The organism is Streptomyces sp. NPDC021115 (assembly GCF_044333065.1).
In the GTDB taxonomy this organism is placed as follows: domain Bacteria; phylum Actinomycetota; class Actinomycetes; order Streptomycetales; family Streptomycetaceae; genus Streptomyces.
In genome coordinates, this window is sequence record NZ_JBIRQF010000010.1 from 41,090 (window position 1) to 65,968 (window position 24,879).

Genomic DNA, 24,879 nt, shown 5'->3' on the forward strand with positions numbered 1-24,879 from the left:
ATGCCGGCCGAGGAGCCGTACCGTGTGCGCATGGAGCAGCGCATCACCCTGATCACGCTGGGCGTTACCGATCTCGCTCGGGCCAAGGCGTTCTACGAGGCCCTGGGCTGGCGGGGGCAGGAAGTCGAGGAGACCGTGTTCTTCCAGGCGGGCGGCCTGGGGCTGGTCCTGTGGGGGCGGGACGAGCTGGCGCGGGACTGCGGGCTGGAGCCCGGGCCGGCGGCCGGGTTCGGCGGGATCGCCCTGGCGCACAACGTACGGTCGGAGGCGGAGGTCGACGCCCTGCTCGCGGCGGCGGAGCGGGCCGGTGGGACGGTGACCAAGCCCGCGGCCGTCAACGCGATCGGGTTCTACTCCAGTGCCTTCACCGACCCGGAGGGCCATGCGTGGGAGGTCGCTTACAACCCCGGGTTTCCGCTCGCCGAGGACGGCTCGGTCACCCTTCCCGATTTCTAGTCGCGTCGTCCACGTAGCGCAGCACGCCCATCATGTGCCGCTCGTCCGCCCCCTCCGGACCGGCCGCGACGGAGTCGGTCAGCCGCTTGGTGAGGGTGTCGGCGTCGATGCCGGTGCCGATCATCACCAGCTGGGTGGTGCGGGGCTCCCCGCGCTCCCAGGGCTCCGGCTGGAACCGGAGGTACGCGCCGACCGCGTGCAGCCCGTACTTCCGCTGCGGATCGGCGCCCGCGAAGTGGACGAAGCCCTTGAGGCGGTAGAGGCCCGCGGGCCGGGCGTCGAGGAACTCCATGAAGCGGCGCGGGTCCATCGGCTCGGCCGAGCTGAATTCGACGCTCTCGTACGCGGCGTGGAGATGGCGGCCGTGGTCGTGGCCGTGGTTGTCGTCCTCGGCGCACACATCGGCGAACGAGAGCTGCCGGAAGCGCTCTTCGGGGGTCTCCCGGGGCTCGTGGTCGAAGAGGAGTCCGGGGTCGACGCGGCCGTGTTCGGCGGTGAGGACGGGCAGCCCAGGGGCGATCTCGGCGACGGTGTCCAGGACGCGCCGCCGCTGTTCCTCCCCCACCCGGTCGGTCTTGTTGAGCACGATCAGGTCGGCGTCGCGCACATGGCGGTCCAGCTCGGGGTGGCGGTCGCGGGTGCTCGCGAACTCGGCGGCGTCCACGACCTCCACCAGGCCCCCGTAGCGGATGCGCTCATTGCCGCTGGACAGCAGCGTACGGATCATGCTCTGCGGCTCGGCCAGGCCGCTCGCCTCGATCACGATGACGTCGATGCGCAGCTGCGGATCGGTGAGCCGGTCGAGCATCTCGTCCATTTCGGAGGCGTCCGCGGCGCAGCACAGACAGCCGTTCTCGATGGGGATCATCGAGTCGACCTGTCCGGCGACGGCCATGGCGTCGATGTTGATGCTGCCGAAGTCGTTGACGATGACGCCCATCCGGGTGTCCGCGCTGTCGCGCATCAGATGGTTGAGCATCGTGGTTTTTCCGGAACCCAGGAAACCCGTGAGGAGAAGGACCGGGATCCGTTGTGTGGCCAAGGCTGTCGTCTCCGTGCGGTGGTGCGGGCGGGCCGTTCATGCTATCCGGACGACGGCCCGGGGCGGATCTCGGCCATCGGCGCACGGGATGACATATCGTCAGTTTCGGTGGCGCCGCCCCGCTGCTGCCGCTACCAGGTCGGCATCAAGGCCACAAGGCATATCTTTCCGCGCGGGCGCACTCTAGTGGGATCCTGGCCAACTTGCGCCCGTCGTCTGTCTTCCCTGCGCGCCGCGCAGGTCCTTAAGCTCTCAAGCAAGCGAGACGGCTGATGGCCATGTGCCGCACGAAGCGCATGTGACCTGGTCGGCGGCGGTCTGATCTCCCCGCCGAAGTGCCACCCATCGCACCTCATACGGCTCATCACCTTTCACCCTCACCTCCGTACCCGGGCCATTCGTGCCCGCACCCGGCTCCATGAGCCGAACAACGACCGACTTGTCGAACGAGAGTGGGCGACATATGCGGATACACACCCTGCATCGGGACGCACGACCGGAGTGGCCCGCCGATCCCCTCCGGAACCTCTCCGGCACGGACCGGCGGCTGTTCCAGCGGTTCGGCCAGGGGCCGGTGGCCACCCCGCCGTGTTCCCTGATCCACCGGGCCGTCGAGCGGCACGCCGCCACGGCCCCGCTCGCCGTGGCGGCCGAGCACCTCGGCGAAACGATCACCTATGGGGAGCTGGACCGGCAGGCCGAACGGCTGGCGGCCCAGCTCGCCCAGCTGGGCATACGCCCAGGTGACCATGTCGCGCTGTTCGTCCGGCGCTCGCTGGCCATGCTCGTCGGCCTGCTGGCCACCCTGAAGGCGGGCGCGGCCTATGTGCCGCAGGACGCCGGGCTGGCGCCACCGGCGCAGCTCGGCCATGTCATCCGCACGGCGTCGACCCGGGTGATCCTGACGACGTCCGGCTACGCGGACCGCATACCGGCGCCGCCCGGCCATGTCATCGTCCCGGTCGACACCGCGATGGCCGTTCCCTTCGACGACGAACGGAGCGAACGCCCCTTTGTGCCCGCCCGGCCCGTGACACCGGACGACGGCTGCTATGTGCTCTTCACCTCCGGTACCACGGGAGCGCCCAACGGGGTCACCGTCACCCATCGCAACGTGTGCAACATCCTGCTCACCGAGCCGGGGAACTTGAGAATGCGGCCCGGGGTGCGTGTGTCCCAGATCCTCAACGTGGCCTTCGACATGGCCGCGTGGGAGATCCTCGGCGCTCTGAGCCACGGTGCCACCCTGGTGATCCGCGGCGCCGACATCGCCGAGACCGTACGCCGGGTGGACGTCGTCATCGCGACCCCCACCGTGCTCAGCGGGGTCGATCCCGAGCTGTGCGAACGGATCGAGGTCGCGGCCGTCGCCGGGGAGCCGTGCCCGCGCGCGCTCGCCGACCGCTGGGCCCGGGTCTGCACCTTCTACAACGCGTGCGGGCCGACCGAGACCACCATCGTCAACACCATGCAACGCCATGACCCGGCGGCGCTGCGGCTGACCATCGGACGGCCGACCCCCAACAACACCGTGTACGTGCTGGACGCCGAGCGGCGGCCGTGCGCCATCGGCGAGACCGGCGAGATGTGGGCGGGCGGCGACTGCGTGTCGGCGGGCTATCTGCGCAATCCGCGGCTCACCGCGGAGCGGTACGCGCCCGACCCGTTCCTCGGCGGCGGGCGGCTGATGTTCCGTACCCGCGACCTGGGCCGCTGGACGCCCGACGGCGAGCTGGAACATCTGGGCCGCACCGACGACCAGGTCAAGGTGCGGGGCTTCCGCGTCGAACTGGATTCGGTGTCGGCCGTCCTCGAAGCGGTCCCCGGCTGCGTCCGCGCGGTGACGCTCAAGCTGGACGACCGCAGTCTGGTGTCCTTCGCCGCCCCGCTGCGGGTCGACCCCGAGGCGGCGCGGCAGGCCGTGACGCGGGCGCTCCCCTACTACTGCGTGCCGGTGGCCGTCCACACCCTGCCGGCGCTTCCGCTCACCAGCCGCGGCAAGGTCGACAAGGCGGCCCTGCTGCGGCTGGCCGCCGAGCGCCGCACAGCGGATGAGCGCCGCACGGCCCGTGAGGTGGCGTCGTGACCACACCCCGCGCCGAAGCGCCGCCGCGCGGCACCGCGGAGCTGCCGCTGCCGCCCCGGACACCGGGGATGCGCGGGCTGCTGAAGCATCCGCGCCTGATGCACTACAACCGCCTCATCACCCTGGTCCTGGCCGTCAACCTGGCGTTCCTGCTCTCCCGTTCGGGCGAGGGCCTGCCGACTCGTACGCTTTCCGACGCGGCGCTCGTCAACTTCGCTGTCGCCATCGTCATCCGCCAGCAGTACGTCATCAATCTGCTGTTCCGCATCGCCACCGCGGCGCCCACCAGCTGGCCGCTGAGGATCCGGTGGACGCTGGCGAAGGTCTACCACTTCGGCGGGGTGCACGTCGGCGGGGCGCTCGCGGGCACGCTCTGGTTCCTCGCCCTGGTGGGGTCGCTGACCCGGCACGCCGCCCCGGCCGCGACGCTCGCCGTCTCGTACGCCCTGGTCGTCCTGCTGCTGGGGATCACGGCCACCGCGCTGCCGCCGTTCCGGGCGCGGTTCCACGACCACTTCGAGAAGTCACACCGCTTCGGCGGCTGGGCGGCACTCGCGCTCTTCTGGGCACAGACCGTGCTGACCACGCTCGACGGGCCCGGCGGCGGGTCCGCCGCCGAGCGGCTGCTGACGGCGCCGGGCGCGTGGGTGCTGGTGGTGATCACCTTCAGTGTGGCGCTGCCGTGGCTGCGGCTGCGCCGGGTGCGGGTGGCCATTGAGCGCCCCTCCGCCCATGTGGCGCTCGCCCGCTTCAACCACGGGGTGACGCCCTTCGCCGGGTCCTCGACGGCGATCAGCCGCAGCCCGCTGCGGGAGTGGCACTCGTTCGCCAACGTGCCCGCGCCGGGCGAGTCCGGGTTCCGGCTCACCATCTCCCGCGCCGGGGACTGGACGGGGAAGTTCATCGACGACGCACCGTCCCGGGTGTGGGTGAAGGGCATCACCACCGCGGGGGTGGCCAACATCGAGACGCTGTTCCACAAGGTGGTCTACGTGGCCACCGGCAGCGGCATCGGCCCGTGTCTCCCCCATCTGCTAGCCCGGGAGGTCCCGGCGCGGCTGGTGTGGGCGACCCGTACGCCCCGTACGACCTACGGCGGCGCCCTGGTGGACGAGATCCTGGCCGTCCAGCCCGACGCCCTCATCTGGGACACCTCCGAACACGGCAAGCCCGACATGGTCCGGCTCGCCTACACCGCGTACGCGGACTTCGGGGCCGAGGCCGTCATCTGCATCTCCAACAAGAAGCTCACCTGGCAGGTGGTCCACGGCCTGGAGTGCCGCGGGATCCCCGCGTACGGCGCCATCTGGGACTCGTAGACCGGCCCCCGGAAAGGGAGACACCGTGAACTTCATCAAGATCGAACGCCATGACCGCGTCGTCACCGTGACGCTTCACCGCCCCGAGGTGCTCAACGCGCTCAGCAGCGGGCTGCTGGCCGAACTGGTCGAGGCGCTGCGGCCGCTGGACCGCGATCCCGGGACCGGCTGCCTGGTGATCCGCGGCTCGGAGCGGGCGTTCGCGGCGGGCGCCGACATCAAGGAGATGGCGCCGAAGACCTCCGTGGAGATGTTCACCGAGGACTACTTCGCGGGCTGGGACGCCTTCGCCGCGCTGCGCACCCCCAAGATCGCGGCGGTGTCCGGCTACGCGCTGGGCGGCGGCTGCGAGCTGGCGATGATGTGCGACATCGTCCTGGCCGGAGAATCGGCCACCTTCGGTCAGCCGGAGATCAAGCTGGGCGTGATGCCGGGCATCGGCGGCACCCAGCGGCTGACAAGACTGGTCGGAAAGGCCAAGGCGATGGACCTGATCCTGACCGGGCGCACCATGGGCGCGCAGGAGGCGGAGCGCGCCGGGCTGGTCTCCCGGGTGGTCCCCGACGACCGGCTGATGGCGGAGGCGGCGGCCGTGGCCGCGACCGTCGCCTCGTACGGCAAACCGGCCGTCATGGCGGCACGCGAGGCGGTGGAGCGGGCGCTGGAGGTGGGGCTGCGCGAGGGGCTGCTGTTCGAACGGCGCTCCTTCCACGCGCTGTTCGCCACCGAGGACCAGTCGGAGGGCATGGCCGCGTTCCGTGAGAAGCGCGCCCCGCGCTTCACCGGCCGCTGACGTAAGCGCCCGCCGCGTCCCCGCTCCCGGTGCCGGATGGCCGGGAGCGGGGACGCGGGAGCCAGATCACGGAATCTCGACGCCCGCCTCGGCGGAGAGCCGGTCGATCTCGGCCAGCTCGTCGTCGCTGAAGCCGGGCGAGTCCAGGACGGCGATGTTCTGCTCCAGCTGGGCGACGCTGCTCGCGCCGATCAGCACGGAGACCACCCGCGGGTCGCGCAGCACCCAGGCGAGCGCCAGCTGGGCGAGGGTCTGGCCGCGCTCCCCGGCGATCTTGTTGAGGGCGTGCAGCAGTGTCAGGCGCTCCTCGGTGAGCGCGTCGCGCTTGAGGAAGTGGCCGAGCGCCATGCGGGAGTCGGACGGCACACCGTTGAGATAGCGGTCGGTGAGCTGGCCCTGGGCGAGCGGCGAGAAGGCGATGACACCGGCACCTGCCTGGGCGGACGCCTCCAGCACTCCGCCCTCGACCCCGCGCTGGAGCATCGAGTACGGATGCTGGTTGATCAGGTACGGGGTGCGCAGCTCCTTGAGGATCGCGGCCGCCTCCGTGATGGCCTCCGGCGGGTAGTTCGACAGCCCGGCGTAGAGGGCCTTGCCCTGGCGTACGGCGCTGTCGAGCGCGCCCATCGTCTCTTCGAGCGGGGTGTCCGGGTCGAAGCGGTGGGAGTAGAACACGTCGACGTAGTCCAGGCCCATGCGGGTCAGCGACTGGTCGAGGCTGGACAGCATGTATTTGCGCGAGCCCCACTCACCGTACGGGCCGGGCCACATCAGATATCCGGCCTTGCTGGCGATGAACAGCTCGTCGCGGTAGGGGCGGAGGTCCTGGGCGAAGACCGAGCCGAAGTTGGTCTCGGCGCTGCCGGGCGGGGGGCCGTAGTTGTTGGCCAGGTCGATGTGGGTGACACCGAGGTCGAAGGCGCGGCGCAGTACGGCGCGCTGGGTCTCGAGCGGATGGGTGTCGCCGAAGTTGTGCCACAGGCCGAGCGAGACCTTCGGCAGCAGCACACCGCTGCGCCCGCAGCGCTGGTACTGCATGGAGTCGTAGCGGTTCTCCGCCGCGAGGTGGGCCATGTACGTCGTCCTTGTCCATGCCGGTCGGTTCGGGGGGCGGGCGGACCGTGGCCCGCCCGCCCGAGCTTGTCAGCTTTCGGCCAGGGTGGCGACCTCATTCGCGCTGAGTGTCCGGCCGTACACGCGGAAGTCGTCGAACGCGGCCTTGAGGTACGGGTCCGGGTACTGCGACTTGCCGAGGTAGGCGGCGCGGATGTGGTTGCCGAAGTCGGCTGGCTCGACGGTGACGCGGGTGTTGCGGCCCGCCTCGCGTCCGCCGACGTAGAGGACGGCGGTGCCGCCGCCGTAGGCGACGGCGACATGGGTCCACTGGCCGGTGGGCAGCGGGGCGGCCTCGATGCGCTGTTCGGCGCCGCCGCCGCCCGCGGTGATGGCGAAGCGCAGCTTGCCGGAGTCGGCGACCGGGGTGAGGAACATGTTGGCGGTGACGCCGGTGCCGATGTCGAAGATCCGGGTCCAGGTGGCGGGGGTGCCGTCCAGCCGGACCCAGGTGGCGATCGTGTACGCGGTGGCGCCCGCGAGGAGGTCGTCGGCGAGGGTCACACAGCCGTCGTTGCCGTTCAGCGCGACGCCGCCGCCGGTCCGCCCGGAGCTCCAGGTGGCGCCGCCGGTGAGCCGGGCGGTCTTGCCGCGGCCGGTGGCGTCGGCGGCGGTGGCGCCGGAGGTCTCGTCGAAGCGGTGCCAGGCGGCGAAGGCGGGCGGCGGGGTGGGCGGCTGCCCGGTGACCCAGTACACGTTGTAGTGCTGGTGGTGGACGCGGGCCACGGGCAGCAGTGTGACGCTCTGCCCGTCCGCGGTGGCGGTGAAGCGCATCGGGCTGGTGGCCTGCTGCACCACCGAGTCCTGCGTGAGGCGCGGCATGGTCATGCCGGTGCGGTCGCCGTACGCCCCGGCCAGCACGACCGGCCCGTACAGCGCGGCCCGGATGTCGGGGTCGTCGGGGGTGGGGTCGAACCGCAGTTTCATCGGCAGGGTCACCTCGACCCGGTCGCCGGTCTTCCACTGCCGGTCGATGATCAGCCAGCTGCCGGGGGCGGGCCGGTCGGGGAGGGTGGCGCCGTTGAGCGTGGCGCGCGCCCCGGAAGCCCAGGAGGGGATGCGCACGCGCAGTTCCAGGGAGGCCGCGCCGGAGCTGACGGTGAGGGTGGTGGTCTGCTGGTCGGGGAAGCCGGTGGTCTGGCGCCAGGTGATGCCCTTCTCCTGCCAGCGCAGCTCGGAGGGGATGAAGAGGTTCACCAGGAGGCTGCGGTCGCCGTAGGTGTAGATGGTGTCGGCGAACTTGGCGTGGGTCTCCATGCCGCTGCCGTGGTCGCAGGAGAAGTTGTCGTAGTCGGTGGAGTACTGGTTCGGGTCGGTGCCCATGAAGGAGGGCTGCTGCTTGAAGGAGCCCGGGGCGAGGCCGGTGTAGTAGATGTTGAAGCCGTGGGCCGAGTCGGGGTCCTGTTCGCCGAGCATCTGGTTGAACAGGGTGCGCTCGTAGTAGTCGAGCAGATCGGTGCGCTCGGGCGCGTGGAAGTGCATCAGCCGGGTGAGCTTGAGCATGTTGTAGCTGTTGCAGTTCTCGCAGCAGCTCCCGGAGAGCTGGGCGGCGATGGCGTCCGGTTCGTGGAAGGCCTCGCCGTTGCTGTTGCCGCCGATGACGTACGTGTGGTGATCGGTGACGATCTTCCAGAAGTTCTCACCGATGGTGCGGTAGCGGCTGTCGAGACCCTCCTCCCACAGCCGCAGGGCGCCGACCATCTTGGGGATCTGGGTGTTGGCGTGGAGTCCGGCGAGCTGGTCCTCGTTCCGGGCGAGCGGGTCGAAGACGCGGGCGTGGGTGAAGCGCTCGGCGACCTTCAGCCACCGGCTGTCGCCGGTGATCGCGTGCAGATCGGCGAGGACGTCGTTCATGCCGCCGTACTCGGTCTGGAGGACGCGCTGCATCTGGTCGTACGAGAGCCGTCCGGTGCGGGTGTCGACCCAGGCGGCCTGGCGCAGCACGGTCTCCAGGGCCTCGGCGTTGCCCGCGAGCCGGTACTGGTCGACGAGCCCGGCCATGATCTTGTGGATGGTGTAGTACGGGGCCCACACCCCCGTACCGGCCTCCAGCCGGTCGAAGAAGTTCTCCGGGAACGCCGACAGATAGCCCGTCCGATAACCGGCTGCCGGGGATTTCGCCTGGCAGGCGGCGAGGGCGGAGACGAGCTTGCGGCTCTTGTCGAGCAGGGCGGCCTCGCCGGTGTTGGCGTAGGTCAGGGCGAGGCCGGACAGCAGATGGCCGGTGCTGTGGCCGCGCAGTTCGGTGGTCGGGCTCTCCCAGCCGCCGCAGGGCCGGGCGCTGCTGGCGATGCCGACGTTGAGGCGGAAGGTGTGCAGCAGCCGGTCGATGTCGACGAAGCGCAGATAGGCGGAGTTGCGGGACTGGTTGTCCTTGAAGGCGCCGGGGAGCAGGGTCACGGCGGTGAGCGGGAAGGGCCGGACGCTGGTCAGCGCGCGGGGCGCGCGCGGGGCCGCGGACGGGGCGGCGGCGGGCGTGGCCGCCGCCGCGGTGCCCCCCGCGGCCGCGCTGAGCATCACGGCCGCGGCCCCGGAGGCGGTGGTGGCGATGAAGTGCCGTCTGTCGACTGGTTCGTTCATGACTTCCCTCGCAGGGGTTCGAAATTACGAACAATGTCCGACATCGTGCGCAACGGAAGCTACCGCCGCGTCCGGGGATGTCAACAGCCCCGTCGACAGCCCCGGGCCGCGAGGGCGTTCAGCCGCGCTGCCACTGCTGGTTGGCGCCGCCCGTACAGCTCCACTGGATGACGGCGGCCTTGTCCGCCGTGGAAGAGTCGGACACGTCCAGGCACTTGCCGCTGGAACGGGCGGTGAGCCGGACATAGCCGCCGCCGGTGTCGGTGATCTGCCACTGCTGGTCGGTGCCCGTGCCGCAGGCCGACTGGACGATGGCCGCGCCGTCGGCGGTGGAGCCGCCGGACACGGTCAGGCACTGCGAGCTGTGCCGGGCGATCAGCTGGACGTAGCCGCCGCCGGTGCTCCTGGACCAGAACAGCTGGTTGCCGCCGCCGTTGCAGGTGTACTGCACGGCCGCGGCGCCATCGGTCTGCGCGGCGGAGAGGATGTCGGCACACTTGCCGCTGTGCCGGGCCTTCAGCGTGGCGTACGGGCCGCCGGAGCCGGTCACGGTGCCCTCCGCGGTGTCGATGGTCAGCTGCGGATACCAGTCCATGGTCATGGTGGTGGCGGAGGGGAAGGCCAGCGGCAGCCACACATAGCGCGAGTCGTTGACCTTGCCGCCGAAGGAGTTGCCCCAGCGGTCGCCCAGATACAGGTACGAGGTCGTCCGGGCGCCCTGCACCGGCAGGACGTACGCGGTCTGCGAGCCGTACGCGGTGGCGTCGCCCACGTTGCGCATCGCGCTCCAGGGACCGGCCAGGCTGGTGGCGGTGGCGTACTGCTGCTGGTTGGGGCTCCAGCCGGTGGCGCCGGAGGTCAGCATGAAGTACACGTTGCCGCGCTTGAACAGCGCCGGGGCCTCACGGTGGCCGCCGGGCCAGGGGTTGGCCACCAGGCTCGCCACCGAGGTGTAGTCGTCGGTCAGCCGGTAGATCTGGAGGTCGTAGTTCTCCCGGGCGGCCGAGATCATGTAGCCGGTGCCGTCGCTGTCCTTGAACAGGGTGATGTCACGGGACATGTGCTGGCCCAGCGGGCGGAAGCTGCCCCGCCAGGTGTAGTCGCCGTCGACGGTGGCGGAGGTGGCGACGGCCGCGCGCGCCTCGCTGTAGTCGCTGCCGTTCTCCTTGTGCATCCACATCACGAACTGCTTGGTCCGCTCGTTGTACAGGACCTTGGGCCGTTCGATGTTGGCGGTGGCCAGCTCGGGATCGGTGGCCTGGGTGAGGACGTGGCGGCGGAACTCCCAGCTCTTGAGGTCCGTGGAGCGGTAGGCGGACACATAGCGGAAGGTGTTGTCCGCGTTGCGGTTCTCCCCGAACCAGTAGTAGTACGCGCCGACTTTGAGGACCCCGCCGCCGTGGGCGTGCACCGCCTCTCCCGATGTGGTGGTGAACTGCGTGGCGTTGACGACGGTGGCGGGGGCCGCCTGCGCCGTACCGGCGCCCGCCAGCGGGGCCAGCAGCCCGAGGACGGCGGCCACGACGAGGACCCACAGGCGCCCGCGCATCACACGCTCTCCTTCAGGACGGTGAAGTGGCGGGCGAAGCCGGAGAGCCGGGGCAGCTCCCGGATCGGCGTCCAGGTCCGGAAACCGTCGAGGCTGTCGCTGTAGTAGTACTTCTTCTCGGCGTAGCCGTCGAAGTAGATCCGCCAGCCGCCGCCTGCCAAAGGCACCAGCGCCGGTCCCTCGCGCCAGCTGCCCCAGCCCGCCCAGTCACCGGTGCCGCGCAGGGTGTACGGGCCGCCGAGGCTGCTGGCGGTCGCGTACTCGATGTACTTCGTCGTCTCCTGCTTGGTGAAGGCGTGGTACTGCCCGCCGTGGCGGACCACGAAGGTGTCGATGTAGTTCGCCTTGTCCAGGCCGGTGAGCGGCTTGGGGGTGGTCCAGGACGACAGCGAGGGGTTGGTGGCGGTGAGCAGGTGCGGCCGGAAGATGTAGTCAGGGGTGGCGGTGGTGTCGAGCGACACGATGATGTTGACGCTGCCACCCTCGTCGACGAAGAACTCGGGCGCCCAGGTGCGTTCGACCCCGGCGAGCGGCAGGGTGTGGTTGCGCACGAAGGTCCAGTTGACCCGGTCCCGGCTGCGCGCGAACCCGATGGTGTTCCCGGTCCAGTTGGCGGTGTAGACGATGTAGTAGTAGCCGTCGGTGTGCTTGATGATGCTGGGGTCGCGGATCAGTTCCGCGGGCGGGGTGAACGCCGGTCCCTTGAGCAGCGTGTAGGTGAGCGCGTCGGGCGACTCGTACACGTACATGTTGGATTCGCTGCTGTTGGTGAACGCGGTCATGGTGTAGCGGGTGGTGGCCTTGGTGTCCGGGGCGGGGCCGTCGGCCACGGGGACGCCGAAGTCGGGGGTGCCGTCCGCCTTCCAGCCGAGCTTCTGGACGCGGGTGTGCCGGTTGGGGTCGTTGAGCGGGTCGCCGGTGATGTCCTTGTACTGGCGGGCGTGGTAGACGAGGACATCGGTGCGGCCGTCCTCGGCGACGGTGAACGAGTTGTGGCCCGGGCCGTACTGCTTGGTGGTGTCGTTGCTGGTGAAGACCGGCTGGGGGCTCTTCTTCCAGGAGGCCGCGGCCAGCGGGTCGCTGTCGGCGGACGCGGTGAGCAGCCCCATGCAGTAGTTGGCGTCGGTGGCGCTGGCGGAGTAGGTGAGGAAGAGCCGTCCGTTCTTCTGGAGGACGGACGGGCCCTCGTTGACCTTGTAGCCGCGGGTCTCCCAGTCGTAGGTGGGACGGGAGATCTCCACCTGTGGCCCGGTGATGGTCCAGGGGTTGGCCATCCTGGCGATGTAGATGCTGGAGTTGTTGCCGACGTCCGGGTTGCTCTGCGCCCAGATCAGATAGCGGGTGCCACGGTGGACGAAGGTGGAGGCGTCCAGGGAGAACGAGTCGATCGGGGTGGCGATACGGCCCTTCTCGGTCCAGGTCCCGGTGAAGGGGTTGGCGCTCGCGTTCTCCAGCACCCACATCCGGATCTTCCAGACGTCGTTCGCGGGCGCGGACGCGAAGTAGACGTACCACTTTCCGTCGATGAAGTGGATCTCCGGGGCCCAGATGTGGGCGCCCATGTCGCCGCTGGTGTGCTTCTTCCAGATCACCGACTCGGACGCGGCGGCCAGGCCCGCCAGGGTTCTGGAGCGGCGCAGGATGATGCGGTCGTACTCCGGGGCGGTGGCGGTGAAGTAGTAGTAGCCGTCGGTGTGCTTGACGATGTGCGGATCGGCGCGGTTGCGGACCAGCGGATTGACGTACCGGGCGGCCCTGGCGGCGGCCTCCCGCGCGGCGGGGGTGGCGGCCTCGGCGAGGCCGGGGGTTCCCACGGCCGTCCCCAGGGCCAGGGCACCCATCAGAACCCGTCTGCGGCTGGGCTGTCCGTCGCTGCGGCTCATCGTCGCTCTCCTGCTGTGGGCATGCGGGGGCTCCCGCGATCTCCGTCGATCAATCACTCACTGATCGAATTTGTTCGGAGATTAAGGGTTCTGATGACTTCCGACAGCCCCTGAGGCAGGTGCGAAAGTTTCGAAAACCGTGGAGCCCCCGCGATGCCCCTCAGACGAACGTCTGGCGCTGGAGCCAGAGATCCCTGGCGACCCCGTTGCCCTGGAGGAACACGTAGAGCAGGTTCTCCTCGTTGGCGATGGGGACGCTGATACCGGCGGAGCCGATGACCCCGCCGAGGGACTGGAAGCCGGTGTAGGTGGCGCCGTTCTCCGTTTGCTGGACGGCGACCCACAGGGCGTTGTCCGTAGCCTTGATGAACACGTTGACCCGGCCGTCCTGGCCGAGGCCGCAGGTGGGCCGCCACACGATCTGGGCGCCCAGGCTCACGGCGGGGTTGAACGAGTCGTAGTCGTCGGTCTGCCCGACGAGCCGGACGGAGCCGTCGACACCCCGGAAGAAGATCTGCACCCGGCCCGCCGCGTCCAGGCACACCGAGGGACGGCTGGTCACGTTGGGGGCGTTGAGCGAGAAGGGCTCCCAGGTGGTGGAGTTCTCGGTCTGCTGCTGGATGGTGTAGAGCGTCTCGCCGCTGCCCTTGACCGCCACCACGATCCGCCCTCCCCCGTCGAGGATGGGCGAGGGCGTGGCGAAGATGGCGCCGCCGAGCGAGGTCGCGGTGGTGTACGTCTCGTACTGGAGGTCCTGGTTGCGCAGGTACCACAGGGCGTTGTCGGTGCCGGGGAAGAACACGTAGATGCGGCCGTCGGCGCCGAGTGCCGCGGCCGGGTCGTCCCCGATGCCGGTGGCCAGCGTCTGGGGCACGCCGTACCCGGAGTTGATGGAGGTCTGGGCGATGACTTGCAGGTCGTTGCCCGGGGTGCGGTAGAAGACCCGCACCTTGCCGTCCTTCCCGCGGATCGGGGCGGGGATACCGTCGATGGCCAGGCCCGGGTACTGCTGCCAGGCCCCCCATCCCCCGTCGCGGGTTTCGAGTCTGCTCCACAGGACGTTCGACCCGCCCCGGATGAAGACTTGGATCCGGTCGTCGGCCTGGGCCACGGGCGCGGGCTCGGAGTGGATGCCGCCTTGCAGATTGATCCAGGTGCCCCACACGGTTCCGGGCGTGGTGGAAACGGACATGGGTCCTCCCTCACCTCGTGGATGCCACGAGTCTGTGCGGATGTCCCGTCAGTTCCCGCGCTAATCACAACGAATACCTGAAGAAGGATGAATGAAAGTATATGACCGATAAATATAAAGGAGTGAGATATATGGGTGTGAAGATGCTTTCTGATTGACCTTCGTTGGTCTTCATTGACCTTGGTTGACCTTCTCCCTGGGGAAAGCTCCAGCATCGTGGTGGCCGGGCGACGTGCCCGGCGCGAGGAGGGCGACCATGGGTCTGCTGACGATCGGCGCGTTCGCGAGGGCATCGCGGCTGTCCCCCAAGGCGCTGCGCCTGTACGACGAACTCGGGCTGCTGACGCCCGCCCGCGTCGACCCGCACTCCGGCTACCGCCTCTACGACCCGGCGCAGCTGGAGCGGGCCCGGCTGGTGGCCTGGCTGCGGCGGCTGGGGATGCCGCTGGCCCGGATCCGTACCGTGTGCGAGCTGGACCCGGGCGCGGCGGCGCGGGAGGTCCGGACGTACTGGGCGCAGGTCGAGGCCGACACGGCGGCCCGGCGCGAGCTGGCCGCCTTCCTCGTCGACCAACTGTCCGGAAAGGACGTCGTCATGCCTTCTGCCCACAGCACCCCTTCCGCCCACGGCACCCTGGGAGTCCGCTACGCGGTGCTCTCCGACCAGGGCACGGTCCGGAAGAGCAACGAGGACTCCGGGTACGCCGGTCCGCGGCTGCTCGCCGTCGCCGACGGCTTCGGCGGCGGCCGTCAGGCGAGCGAGGCCGCGATCGAGGCGCTCAAGCCGCTGGAGTCCGAGGTCCCGGGGGCCGAACTGCTCAGCGCCCTGGAGGACGCGGCACGCCGGGCGCACGCCTCGGTGTGCGAACTGGCCGCGTCCGACCCCGCGCTGCGCGACGTCGGGACGACGCTGACGGCGATGGTGTGGTCGGGGTCCCGGCTGGGTCTGGTGCACATCGGCGATTCACGGGCGTATCTGCTGCGCGAAGGCGAGCTGTTCCAGATCACCCATGACCACACCGTGGTGCAGTCACTGATCGACGAGGGGCGCATCTCCGTGGTGGAGGCCGCGTCGCACCCCGGGCGGGCGCTGCTGCTGCGGGCCATGGGCGGCGGGTCGGCGTTCGAGCCGGATCTGACGCTGCGGGATGCCCTGGCGGGTGACCGGTATCTGCTGTGCTCGGACGGGCTCAGCCGGGTGGTGGCCGCGGAGGAGATCCGCCGCGTGCTGGGCTCGGTGGCCGATCCCGGGGAGGCGGCGCGGGAACTCATCGCCCTCGCCAACCACGCGGGCGGGCCCGACAACGTCACGTGCGGCGTGGCCGATGTGGTGGACGGGGCGCAGCTGCCCGCCGCCTGACGTTCCGTGATCTCCCCGCACGGACCACGGTCTTCCCTCCTGACTCCGGCGCCGAAGTGCAGTGGAATAGGCCACCTGGCGCGTTCCTGCTCGCCAGGCGTGGAAGGCATGGCACCACGGAACGTACGGGGTAAGGGGTAGGCAGATGTCCGTAGGACCGATCCGGCTCTCCCAGGATGCGCACACCGCTCTCCGGCCGCCCGTGCTGGCCCGGATCACCGGCGGGTTCTGGGCCGCGAGACGGCGCGTCAACGCCGAGGTCAGCGTTCCGCAGGGGCCGGGGAGGCTGGAGGAGGCGGGCAATCTGGCCAATCTGCGGGCCGCGGCGGGGAGGGCCGGGGAGGGGTTCACGGGGGACTTCCCGTTCCAGGACTCCGATGTGCACAAGTGGCTGGAGGCCGCGTCCTGGCAGCTCGCCGAGGAGCCCGGCGGTCCGGCCGCCGCGGAGCTGGCCGGACAGGTGGCGCGGCTGGCGGTCCTGGTGGCGGGCGCCCAGGACGCGGACGGCTATCTCCAGACGTACTACCAGGCCGGGCCCGGCGCCCGGCGGTGGTCGGAGCTGCACTGGGGACATGAGCTGTACTGCGCGGGCCACCTCATCCAGGCCGCCGTCGCGCACCGGCGGGCCACCGGCGGGAGCGGACTGCTCGAGGTGGCGGTGCGGTTCGCCGATCACATCGACGCGGTCTTCGGCCCGGGCAAGGCCGTGGACGCGGTGTGCGGGCATCCGGAGATCGAGACGGCGCTGGTCGAGCTGTACCGGGAGACCGGCGAGCGGCGCTATCTCGCGCTGGCCGGGTACTTCGTGGACCGGCGCGGTGCGGGCACCCTGGGCGACGGCCCGCCGGAGGGCGGTGCGGGCCCGCGCCCTGGGGCGCCCTACTGGCAGGACCACGTCGGGGTGCGGGACGCGCGGTCGGTCGCCGGGCATGCGGTGCGCCAGCTCTATCTGCTGGCCGGGGCCGCGGACCTGGCGGCCGAGACCGACGACCGGGGGCTGCGGGAGGCGCTGGTGCGGCTGTGGGAGGACATGGCAACCACCAAGACCCATCTGACCGGCGGGGTGGGCTCCCGGCACGATCTGGAGTCCTTCGGGGACGCGTACGAGCTGCCGCCGGACCGGGCGTACGCGGAGACCTGCGCGGCCATCGCCTCCATCCAGTTCAGCTGGCGGATGGCGCTGCTCACGGGGGACGCCCGCTACAGCGATCTGATCGAGCGGACCCTGTTCAACGGCTTCGCTTCCGGAGTCTCGCTGGACGGGCAGCGCTGGCTGTATGTGAATCCGCTCCAGGTCCGGGACGGCCGTACGGAGACCCACGGCGACCAGGAGGCGCGGCGGACGCCCTGGTTCCGCTGCGCCTGCTGCCCGCCCAACGCGATGCGGCTGCTGGCCTCGCTGCCGCACTACATGGCGAGCGGTGACGCCGGGGGCCTCCAGCTGCACCAGTACGCGTCGGGGGTGTACGCGGCGGGCGGCGGGGCGGTGCGGGTGGGCACCGGCTACCCCTGGGAAGGCCGGATCGCGGTGGTCGTGGACGAGGCGCCCGGCGACGCCGACTGGACGCTGTCGCTGCGCATCCCGCACTGGGCCGACCGCTACGAGGCGACGGTCGGCGGGGTGCCGGTGACTGCGCGCGCGGAGCGGGGCTGGCTGCGGCTGCGGCGCCGCTGGCGGCCGGGCGAGACCGTGGTCCTGACCCTGCCGCTGGCGCCCCGGCTGACCCGCCCCGATCCACGGGTGGACGCGGTGCGCGGCTGCGCCGCGATCGAGCACGGACCGCTGGTGTACTGCCTGGAGCAGCCGGATCAGCCCGCCGGGCTGCGGCTGGACGGCCTCGCCCTCGACACCGGCACCGAACTGGTCGCCGAGCACCGGCCGCAGCTGCTCGGCGGAGTGACCGTGATCATGGCCCGGGCGCTGCGCCGGGCGGCCCCGGCCGACGGCTGGTGGCCGTACCCGGGCGCCGGGGGCGGCGTCGGGGGCGTGGGCGACCCGGTGCGCATCACCGCGATCCCCTATTACGCCTGGGCGAACCGGGAGGCCGGGCCGATGCGCGTCTGGATCCCCACGTAATTCCCCGCTTCTCACGTCGGCGGCGCGCCTTTGCGCGGCGCCCACCGGAACTCGGCGGGCGTCCCGCGCGTTCCTCGCTCCAGGAACACGCTTTCGTGCCCGAGCGGCACACCGGCGGACGGGAGGTGCCCCGTGAGCACCGGCTCCACAGACCAGGGGGACGAGGCGGACGACTGGGACGACGTCGTGCTCGACGAGGACTTCGTCCGGGACGCCGAGGTCACCGAGCCCGCCGCGCGCACCCGCATGCTGACCGCGCGCTGGCGGCGGCGCGGTGCGCCCGAGCCCCAGCCCTGGCGAGCCGACGAGCCACCGGCGGGCTGGTTCTGGAGCAAGCGCCGCCGCAGGCGGCGCCGGCGGCGTTAGCGGACCTCCGGCCCCCGGCCGTTATGCGCTCGCAACGCACACGGCGGGGTCAAGTCGGCACACAGAGTGGCAGGATGCGGGCCTACGCACTGATCATGTGTCCCGTGGGGTCGCTCGCCCACCACGTCCCGGAGGTGCCGTGTCCGCTCGCTCCGCGCTGCCCGCCTTAGCCATCGCCACAGCCGCCGCCCTGCTCATCGGCTGCACCAGCACCAAGCCGTCGGACTCCGGCGGCAAGGGCATCAGCCTGGTGAAATCCGGCAAGCTGACCACCTGCACCCATCTGCCCTATCCGCCCTTCCAGGCCCGGCAGGGCAAGAAGATCGTCGGCTTCGACGTGGATCTGGTCGATCTGGTCGCCTCGGAGCTGAAGGTGAAGCAGGAGATCGTGGACACGCCCTTCGAGGGCATCCAGTCCGGTGAGGACCTCAACAGCGGCACCTGCGACGTCGCCGCGGCCGGGATGACGATCACGGACGTCCGCGAGAAGAACCTGGACTTCTCCCGCCCGTACTTCGAGGCCACCCAGGCGCTGCTCACCCGGAAGGGCAAGCCCTACCGGACCCTTCGCGACCTCAAGGGCAAGCGGCTGGCGGTCCAGCAGGGGACCACCGGGGAGACCTACGCCCAGAAGCGGGCCGTGGGCGCCACCCTGGTCCAGTTCGAGGACCTCGGGCTGCTGGTGTCCGCGGTCAAGACCGGCCAGGTCGCGGCGGGCATCAATGACAACGGGGTGCTGTACGACTTCGCCAAGGACAACCCGGACACCGAGGTGACGGCCGAGTTCCCCACCGGGGAGAAGTACGGCATCGCCGTCCGCACCGGCAACGACGCCCTGCGCAAGAAGATCGACCAAGTGCTCCGGAAGGCGAGGGCGGACGGCCGCTACGACAGGATCTACCGCACCTGGTTCGGCACCGCACCCAGGAAGTGAGCCATGGCCATGACCCGTCGGCAACGGGCCCGGGCGGTGCGGACGGTGCAGTACGCCGTGCTCGCCGCCGTGCTGCTCACCGTCGTCCTGGCCGCGGACTGGGGTGAGCTGCGCCGCGCGTTCTTCGACGCGGACGTCGCCCGGTCCCTGTTCCCCGACATCATCACCACCGCCCTGCTCAACACCGTCGTCTACACCCTGCTCGGCTTCGGGTTCGGGCTCGTGGCCGGGCTCGTGCTCGCGTTGATGCGGCTCTCGCAGGTGCCTCCGTACCGCTGGCTGTCGGTGGCGTACATCGAGTTCTTCCGCGGCGTTCCGGCGCTGCTGGTGTTCATCGCGCTCGGCTTCGGGGTGCCGCTCGCGTTCCAGGTGGCGCTGGACCGGTATGTCACGGTGATGCTGGCGCTCGGCCTGGTCGGGGCCGCGTACATGGCGGAGACGATCCGCGCGGGCATCCGGGCCGTGCCCAAGGGGCAGATGGAGGCGGCGCGTTCGCTCGGCATGTCCCACGGCCGGGCGATGGTCTCGATCATCATCCCGCAGGCGTTCCGGATCGTGCTGCCGCCGCTGACCAACGAACTGATCCTGCTGACCAAGGACTCGTCCCTGGTCTATCTGCTCGGGCTCTCCCTCGACCAGTACGAGCTGTCCAAGTTCGGCCGGGACGCGCTCAATCAGCACCGCAGCCTGACCCCGATCCTGGTCGCCGGGCTGTGCTACCTGCTCATCACCGTGCCGCTCGGCCAGCTGGTCCGGTGGCTCGAGGCCCGTACCGCGAAGGCGAGGTGAGGTGAGGTGTGGCCGTGATCCGGATCCGGGGCCTGCACAAGTCCTTCGGCGCTCTTGAGGTGCTGAAGGGCATCGACCTCGACGTGGAGCGGGGTGAGGTGGTCTGCGTCATCGGCCCGTCCGGCTCGGGCAAGTCGACGCTGCTGCGCTGTGTGAACCTGCTGGAGGAGCCGGCATCGGGCTCGGTGACCGTGGACGGGGCCGAGGTCACCGACCCGGATGTGGACATCGACCGGGTGCGGCGGCGGATCGGCATGGTGTTCCAGGCGTTCAACCTGTTCCCCCATCTGACGGCGCTGGAGAACCTGACCATCGCGCAGCGGCGGGTGCTGCGCCGCGACAAGGCCGAGGCGGTGCGGATCGGCCGGGACACGCTGCGCCGGGTGGGCCTGACGGACAAGGAGTCCGCGTATCCGGCGCAGCTGTCGGGCGGGCAGCAGCAGCGGGTGGCGATCGCGCGGGCGCTGTCGATGGATCCGGAGCTGATGCTGTTCGACGAGCCGACCTCGGCCCTCGATCCGGAGCTGGTCGGTGACGTGCTCGCGGTCATGCGGGCGCTGGCCGACGAGGGGATGACGATGCTGGTCGTCACCCACGAGATGAGCTTCGCGCGGGAGGTCGCCGACCGGGTGGTGTTCATGGACGACGGGGTGATCGTGGAGGAGGGCGGTCCGGAACAGGTGGTGGCCGCACCGCGGCATCCGCGGACCCGGGCGTTCCTCACCCGGGTGCTGGACCCGGCCGCGGCCCGGGTGGGGGAGGTTCCGGACAACGGTCCGCAGGACGCCCGTACCGGACGCTGAAGCGTGCGGCGGTTTGTCAGTCCGCGCGCATCCGGGGAGGGGCGGCAACCTTCCGGGGACCTGGGGCCACTGGAGGGTGCGGGCGGCGTCCCCGTACGGCCACTCCCCGGCGGTGCGCCGCCCGCTCCCGTTCCCCACACGGAAGCGAGCCGCCATGCCCGCACGAAGACTCCGCGGATTACGCGCCCTCCTGACCGCCACCGCGGCCGCGGCGCTGTCCCTCATCGGATTCACCGCACCCGCCGACGCCGCCGGGACGGGCGCGTCGGACACCTGGAACCCGCCGGGCAACCTCGTCCAGCCGCTGAACGAGGTATGGAAGCACGTCGAGTCCACCTATCCCGACCTGTACGGCTTCAAGAACTACGGCTGGGATCAGGTGATGGCCAACAAGGGCAGCCTGAACTACTGCGTCCGCTGGGAATCCGACCAGCCGGTGACGGCGCAGCTGCGCGACCAGATCCACACCGCGCTGAAGCGCCAGTCGAAGAAGTGGATCGACCAGGTCGCGGGATTCGAGAACTTCCCGTACCAGGATGTCCCGGTCAAGATCGTCGGCTGGGCGGTCAAGAACCGCTCCACGCTCCAGTGGAACGACAACTCGGTCGACATCTACACCGGCCTGGACGGCGGCGGCGCCCCGCAGTGCGCCCCGGACTGCGGCCGCTTCTTCCACCAGGACGGCAACTACTCCAAGTGCCCCGGTGGCGCGGCGCGCCACTACGACCAGTCGCTGTGGCTCACCAAGGGCTTCGGCGGCGGCGCGGGCGGCGACTGGGGGCAGCGCATCGCCAGTGAGTACATGGTGGGCGCGGTGAACCAGGACAACATCCACATCCTGCTGCACGAGATCGGCCACACCTACGGTCTGGACGACTTCTACGACTGGACCCCGACCGGTGTGGGCGGCTTCCTCATGAAGGCGGGATCCGCCGACCGCATCACCGAGTTCGACAAGTGGATGTACCGGGACTTCTGGCGCCATCTGAAGAACCGCTACGGCCTCTGACCGGCACGGGGTGAAGGGTCCGGCGCGGTGCCGGACCGCTGCCGCCTCAATTCCCGGGTCTTCCCGTCGGAGTTGAGGCGGCCTTACTGTAGTAACCGGTTTCTGCCCGGTCGGTGTCGCGCTTGGGCGGGTTCGGGAAGGGGTATCTCGATGGCGCGTTCCCCGGGGTCGACGGGGCCGACGCTGGCGGTCATCGCCCGCGAGGCCGGCGTATCGGTGCCGACCGCGTCGAAGGTGGTCAACGGCCGCGAGGATGTCGCGCCCGACACCCGCCGCCGGGTCAGCGAGGTCCTGGACCGCCTGGGGTACGTCCGCAAACCGCGCCCGGAGACGCCCCGGCCGGCCGCCCTGGTCGATCTGGTCGTGCACTCGCTGGACGGCGCGTGGTCGGGCGCGGTGCTGCACGGTGTGGAGGCGGCGGCGCACGACGCGGGTCTAGAGGTGGTGGTGTCGGCCGGGCTGCCGCGCACCCGCGACGGGCGGCCCGAGCGCGGCTGGCTGGACAAGCTGTGCGCCCGGGGCAGTTCAGGGGTGCTGTTCCATCTCGCGGAGCTGACGCCCACCCAGTACGCCTGGCTCGATGAGCACCGGGTCCCGTTCGTGCTGATCGACCCCGGCCCTGTGCCGCCGCCGGGCGTGCCGTCCGTGGGCGCCGCCGACTGGCAGGGCGGGGTGAGCGCGACCGAGCATCTGGTCGGTCTCGGGCACCGGCGGATCGCAGTGATCGGCGGGTACCGGCGGAAGGTGTGCAGCGGGGCGCGGGTGGCCGGGTTCCGCTCGGCGATGGCCACGGCCGGGCTGCGGGTGCCGCCTTCGTACGTACGCCACGGCGACTTCCGGGAGGCGGGCGCGTACCAGGCGATGACGGAGCTGCTGGAGCTGCCCGAGCCGCCGACGGCGGTGTTCGCGTGCTCCGATCCGATGGCGCTCGGCGTCTACCGGGCGCTGCGGGAGCGGGGGTTGCGGGTGCCGGAGGACGTCAGCGTGGTGGGCTTCGACGATCTGCCACAGGCCCGCTGGACCACCCCGGCGCTCACCACGGTCCGTCAGCCGCTGTCGGAGATGGCGGCGACGGCGCTGCGCACCCTGCTGCGGCTGAGGGCGGGTGAGACCCCGGAGGGGATGCGGACCGAGCTGTCCACCCGGCTGGTCGTCCGCTCCAGCACCGCTCCCCCGGCCCGTTTTCCTCTTGACCGAGAAGTCGAACACTGATCGGATATCCGAACGATCACCAGCGTCCGCACATCACTCCTTCCACGTCGCCCCTGGCCGTCGCCGTACCGATTCTCCGGAGGTCTTCGCCCCGTGTTCGTCGATCTGCCCCTGGACCAGCTGCGCACGTACCGGCCTCCGCTGCCCGAGCCGGACGGCTTCGACGCGTTCTGGGATCGCACCCTCGCCGAGGCCCGCACCAAGGACCTCGACGCGGTCTTCACCGAGACCGACGCGGGCCTGGCCCGGCTGCACACCTACGACGTCGAGTTCTCCGGGTTCGGCGGGCACCGGATACGCGGCTGGCTGCTGGCCCCGCGCGAGGCCGAGGGCCCGCTGCCGTGCGTGGTGCAGTACATCGGCTACAGCGGCGGCCGGGCGCTGCCGCACAACTGGCTGCTGTGGCCGTCGGTGGGCTACGCGGTCTTCGTCATGGACACCCGGGGGCAGGGCTGGGGCCAGCACTCCCACGGCGCCACCCCCGATCCGGCCGGCGGCACCGGACCCGAGGCGCCGGGCAAGATGACCCAGGGGATCCTCTCCCCGGACGACTACTACTACCGGCGGCTCTACACCGACGCCGTGCGCGCGGTGGAGGCCGCCCGCGCGCATCCGCTGGTCGACCCCGCGCGGATCGTCGTCAGCGGCGGCAGCCAGGGCGGCGGCATGGCCCTGGCGGCGGCCGGGCTGGTGCCGGATCTGACCGCGGCGCTGGTGGACGTGCCGTTCATGACGCACATCCGGCGGGCCGTCGAGATCACCGACGCGGAACCGTACGGCGAACTGGTCCGCTTCTGCGCCGGTCAGCGCGATCTCGCCGAGCGGGTCTTCGCGACCCTCGACCACTTCGACGGCCTCAACTTCGCGGCCCGGGCCACCGCGCCCGCGCTCTTCTCGACCGCCCTGCGCGACCCGGTCACCCCGACCTCGTGCGGTTTCGCCGCGTACCACCACTACGCGGGCGAGAAGGAGCTGAAGGTGTGGTCCTTCAACGGTCACGAGGGCGGCGGCACCCACCAGCAGGCCGAGCAGATCGCCTACCTGCGGACGCTGCTCGGCTGAGCCGGGGCCGTCCGGCGGAACCCGGCGCGGTGAGCGGTGTATCGAGGCCGCTCACCGCGGGGAAGACAGGGGCTACCCGTACCGAAGGAGTCGCCCATGCCCGCACAGCCCCTGGACGGCATCACCGTCGTCGCCCTCGAACAGGCCGTCGCCGCCCCGTTCGCCACCCGCCAGCTCGCCGACCTCGGCGCGCGGGTCATCAAGGTGGAGCGGCCGGGGCGGGGCGACTTCGCCCGGGAGTACGACCGTGAGGTCAAGGGCATGTCGGCGTACTTCGTCTGGGTCAACCGCGGCAAGGAGAGCGTCGTCCTCGATGTGAAGGACGCCACGGACCGGGCCCTGCTCGATCGGCTCCTGGCCCGTGCCGACGTGTTCGTGCACAACTTCGGCCCCGGCGCGGTGGACCGGCTCGGACTCTCGGCGGACGCGCTGCGGGCCGCGTATCCGCGCCTGATCAACTGCGCGATCACCGGCTACGGGGACCGCGGGCCGTACCGGGACAAGAAGGCGTACGACCTGCTCGTCCAGTGCGAGGCGGGACTGCTGTCGATCACCGGCAGCCCCGAGGAGCCCGCCCGGCCGGGGATCTCGATCGCCGACATCGCGGGCGGGATGTACGCGTACACCGGCATCCTCACCGCGCTGTACGAGCGGGAGCGCACCGGCACGGGGACGGACGTGAGCGTCAGCCTCCTCGACGCGCTGGGCGAGTGGATGGGCCACCCGTACTTCGCGCAGGCCTACGGCGGAGGCGGGGTGGTGCGCAGCGGGGCCCGCCACCCGTCGATCTCCCCGTACGGGGCCTACGCGTGCGGCGACGGCGCCCAGGTGTTCCTGAGCGTGCAGAACGACCGCGAGTGGATCGCCCTGTGCGAACGCGTCGTGGGCCGCCCGGAGCTGATCCGCGATCCGCGCTTCGCCGACAATCCGCTGCGCCGCACCCATGACGAGGAGCTGACGGCCGAGCTGGAGCGGTCCTTCGCCGACCATACGGCCGACGGTCTGGTGGCCCTGCTGGACGCGGCGGGCATCGCCAATGCCCGGCTGCGGGACGTCGCGGGGCTGGCCGGGCATCCGCAGCTGGCCGCCCGGGAGCGCTGGGGCGAGTTCGGCTCGCCGGTCGGGCCGCTGCGCGGCCTGCTGCCGCCGGTCGAGGTGGCGGGGCGTCAGGCGGCGCTGCGGCCGGTGCCCGCGCTCGGCGAGCACACGGAGGCGGTGCGCGCCGAGTTCTCCTGACGCCCCTGGGGCCGGGGC

General features: G+C 70.9%; 20 protein-coding genes. 14 read left to right on the forward strand and 6 right to left on the reverse strand.

Annotation, left to right across the window (positions count from 1 at the left end; translation table 11 throughout):
• Window positions 1–30 precede the first annotated feature (30 nt).
• A complete protein-coding gene (locus ACH4TL_RS27855; protein WP_398321244.1) occupies window positions 31–456 on the forward strand; it encodes a VOC family protein in 426 nt (141 codons plus the stop codon).
• Here ACH4TL_RS27855 and ACH4TL_RS27860 read toward each other — a convergent pair.
• Window positions 437–1,498, reverse strand: a complete 1,062-nt coding sequence (locus ACH4TL_RS27860) for a CobW family GTP-binding protein (protein WP_398321241.1) — start codon at window positions 1,496–1,498, stop codon at window positions 437–439. The two genes, ACH4TL_RS27855 and ACH4TL_RS27860, sit on opposite strands and share 20 nt — an antisense overlap.
• A 463-nt stretch (window positions 1,499–1,961) precedes the next feature.
• Between ACH4TL_RS27860 and ACH4TL_RS27865 the strand changes: the two genes are divergently transcribed.
• The 3 genes from ACH4TL_RS27865 (at window position 1,962) to ACH4TL_RS27875 (ending at window position 5,696) form a co-directional block, all read left to right on the forward strand.
• On the forward strand, window positions 1,962–3,584 hold the full coding sequence (locus ACH4TL_RS27865) for an amino acid adenylation domain-containing protein (RefSeq protein ID WP_398321238.1): 1,623 nt from the start codon (window positions 1,962–1,964) through the stop codon (window positions 3,582–3,584).
• 68 nt (window positions 3,585–3,652) lie between these two features.
• Window positions 3,653–4,903 carry a hypothetical protein gene (locus tag ACH4TL_RS27870; RefSeq protein ID WP_398321358.1) on the forward strand — a complete coding sequence of 417 codons (1,251 nt, stop codon included), beginning with the start codon at window positions 3,653–3,655 and terminating at the stop codon, window positions 4,901–4,903.
• A 25-nt stretch (window positions 4,904–4,928) separates the two neighbouring features.
• On the forward strand, window positions 4,929–5,696 hold the full coding sequence (locus ACH4TL_RS27875; protein ID WP_398321235.1) for an enoyl-CoA hydratase-related protein: 768 nt from the start codon (window positions 4,929–4,931) through the stop codon (window positions 5,694–5,696).
• 66 nt (window positions 5,697–5,762) lie between these two features.
• Here ACH4TL_RS27875 and ACH4TL_RS27880 read toward each other — a convergent pair whose 3' ends face one another.
• From ACH4TL_RS27880 to ACH4TL_RS27900, 5 genes are all read right to left on the reverse strand, one after another.
• A complete protein-coding gene (locus ACH4TL_RS27880) occupies window positions 5,763–6,770 on the reverse strand; it encodes an aldo/keto reductase (protein WP_398321232.1) in 1,008 nt (335 codons plus the stop codon).
• A 69-nt stretch (window positions 6,771–6,839) separates the two neighbouring features.
• Window positions 6,840–9,389, reverse strand: coding sequence for a beta-L-arabinofuranosidase domain-containing protein (locus tag ACH4TL_RS27885; RefSeq protein WP_398321229.1), 2,550 nt, complete (start codon window positions 9,387–9,389; stop codon window positions 6,840–6,842).
• 118 nt (window positions 9,390–9,507) lie between these two features.
• The gene (locus ACH4TL_RS27890) at window positions 9,508–10,938 is read right to left on the reverse strand and encodes an RICIN domain-containing protein (protein WP_398321226.1); all 1,431 of its coding nucleotides are present in this window, start codon (window positions 10,936–10,938) and stop codon (window positions 9,508–9,510) included.
• Entirely contained in the window at window positions 10,938–12,821 is a 1,884-nt protein-coding gene (locus ACH4TL_RS27895; protein WP_398321223.1) for a family 43 glycosylhydrolase, read from the reverse strand. Before ACH4TL_RS27895 ends, ACH4TL_RS27890 begins: the two co-directional genes overlap by 1 nt.
• 160 nt (window positions 12,822–12,981) lie before the next feature.
• A complete protein-coding gene (locus ACH4TL_RS27900; RefSeq protein ID WP_398321220.1) occupies window positions 12,982–14,013 on the reverse strand; it encodes a hypothetical protein in 1,032 nt (343 codons plus the stop codon).
• A gap of 256 nt (window positions 14,014–14,269) precedes the next feature.
• On the opposite strand from ACH4TL_RS27900, the gene ACH4TL_RS27905 reads away from it, so the two are divergent.
• The 10 genes from ACH4TL_RS27905 (at window position 14,270) to ACH4TL_RS27950 (ending at window position 24,861) form a co-directional block, all read left to right on the forward strand.
• Window positions 14,270–15,373, forward strand: coding sequence for a MerR family transcriptional regulator (locus ACH4TL_RS27905; protein ID WP_398321217.1), 1,104 nt, complete (start codon window positions 14,270–14,272; stop codon window positions 15,371–15,373).
• A 145-nt stretch (window positions 15,374–15,518) separates the two neighbouring features.
• The gene (locus ACH4TL_RS27910; RefSeq protein WP_398321214.1) at window positions 15,519–17,450 is read left to right on the forward strand and encodes a glycoside hydrolase family 127 protein; all 1,932 of its coding nucleotides are present in this window, start codon (window positions 15,519–15,521) and stop codon (window positions 17,448–17,450) included.
• Between the two features lie 132 nt (window positions 17,451–17,582).
• Window positions 17,583–17,816 (forward strand): hypothetical protein, encoded by a 234-nt coding sequence (locus tag ACH4TL_RS27915; RefSeq protein WP_398321212.1) that lies wholly within the window; start codon window positions 17,583–17,585, stop codon window positions 17,814–17,816.
• 139 nt (window positions 17,817–17,955) lie between these two features.
• The gene (locus ACH4TL_RS27920; RefSeq protein ID WP_398321209.1) at window positions 17,956–18,750 is read left to right on the forward strand and encodes an ABC transporter substrate-binding protein; all 795 of its coding nucleotides are present in this window, start codon (window positions 17,956–17,958) and stop codon (window positions 18,748–18,750) included.
• A gap of 3 nt (window positions 18,751–18,753) precedes the next feature.
• Window positions 18,754–19,539, forward strand: a complete 786-nt coding sequence (locus ACH4TL_RS27925) for an amino acid ABC transporter permease (protein WP_398321206.1) — start codon at window positions 18,754–18,756, stop codon at window positions 19,537–19,539.
• Window positions 19,540–19,553: 14 nt separating this feature from the next.
• Entirely contained in the window at window positions 19,554–20,342 is a 789-nt protein-coding gene (locus ACH4TL_RS27930) for an amino acid ABC transporter ATP-binding protein (protein ID WP_398321203.1), read from the forward strand.
• Window positions 20,343–20,496: 154 nt separating this feature from the next.
• The gene (locus ACH4TL_RS27935) at window positions 20,497–21,351 is read left to right on the forward strand and encodes a hypothetical protein (RefSeq protein ID WP_398321200.1); all 855 of its coding nucleotides are present in this window, start codon (window positions 20,497–20,499) and stop codon (window positions 21,349–21,351) included.
• A 150-nt stretch (window positions 21,352–21,501) separates the two neighbouring features.
• Complete coding sequence (locus ACH4TL_RS27940) at window positions 21,502–22,563, forward strand: LacI family DNA-binding transcriptional regulator (RefSeq protein ID WP_398321197.1); 1,062 nt, start codon at window positions 21,502–21,504, stop codon at window positions 22,561–22,563.
• Between the two features lie 93 nt (window positions 22,564–22,656).
• Complete coding sequence (locus tag ACH4TL_RS27945; RefSeq protein ID WP_398321194.1) at window positions 22,657–23,625, forward strand: acetylxylan esterase; 969 nt, start codon at window positions 22,657–22,659, stop codon at window positions 23,623–23,625.
• A 96-nt stretch (window positions 23,626–23,721) separates the two neighbouring features.
• Window positions 23,722–24,861: a CaiB/BaiF CoA transferase family protein gene (locus tag ACH4TL_RS27950; RefSeq protein WP_398321191.1), complete on the forward strand. Its 1,140-nt coding sequence runs from the start codon at window positions 23,722–23,724 to the stop codon at window positions 24,859–24,861.
• Window positions 24,862–24,879: the final 18 nt, after the last annotated feature.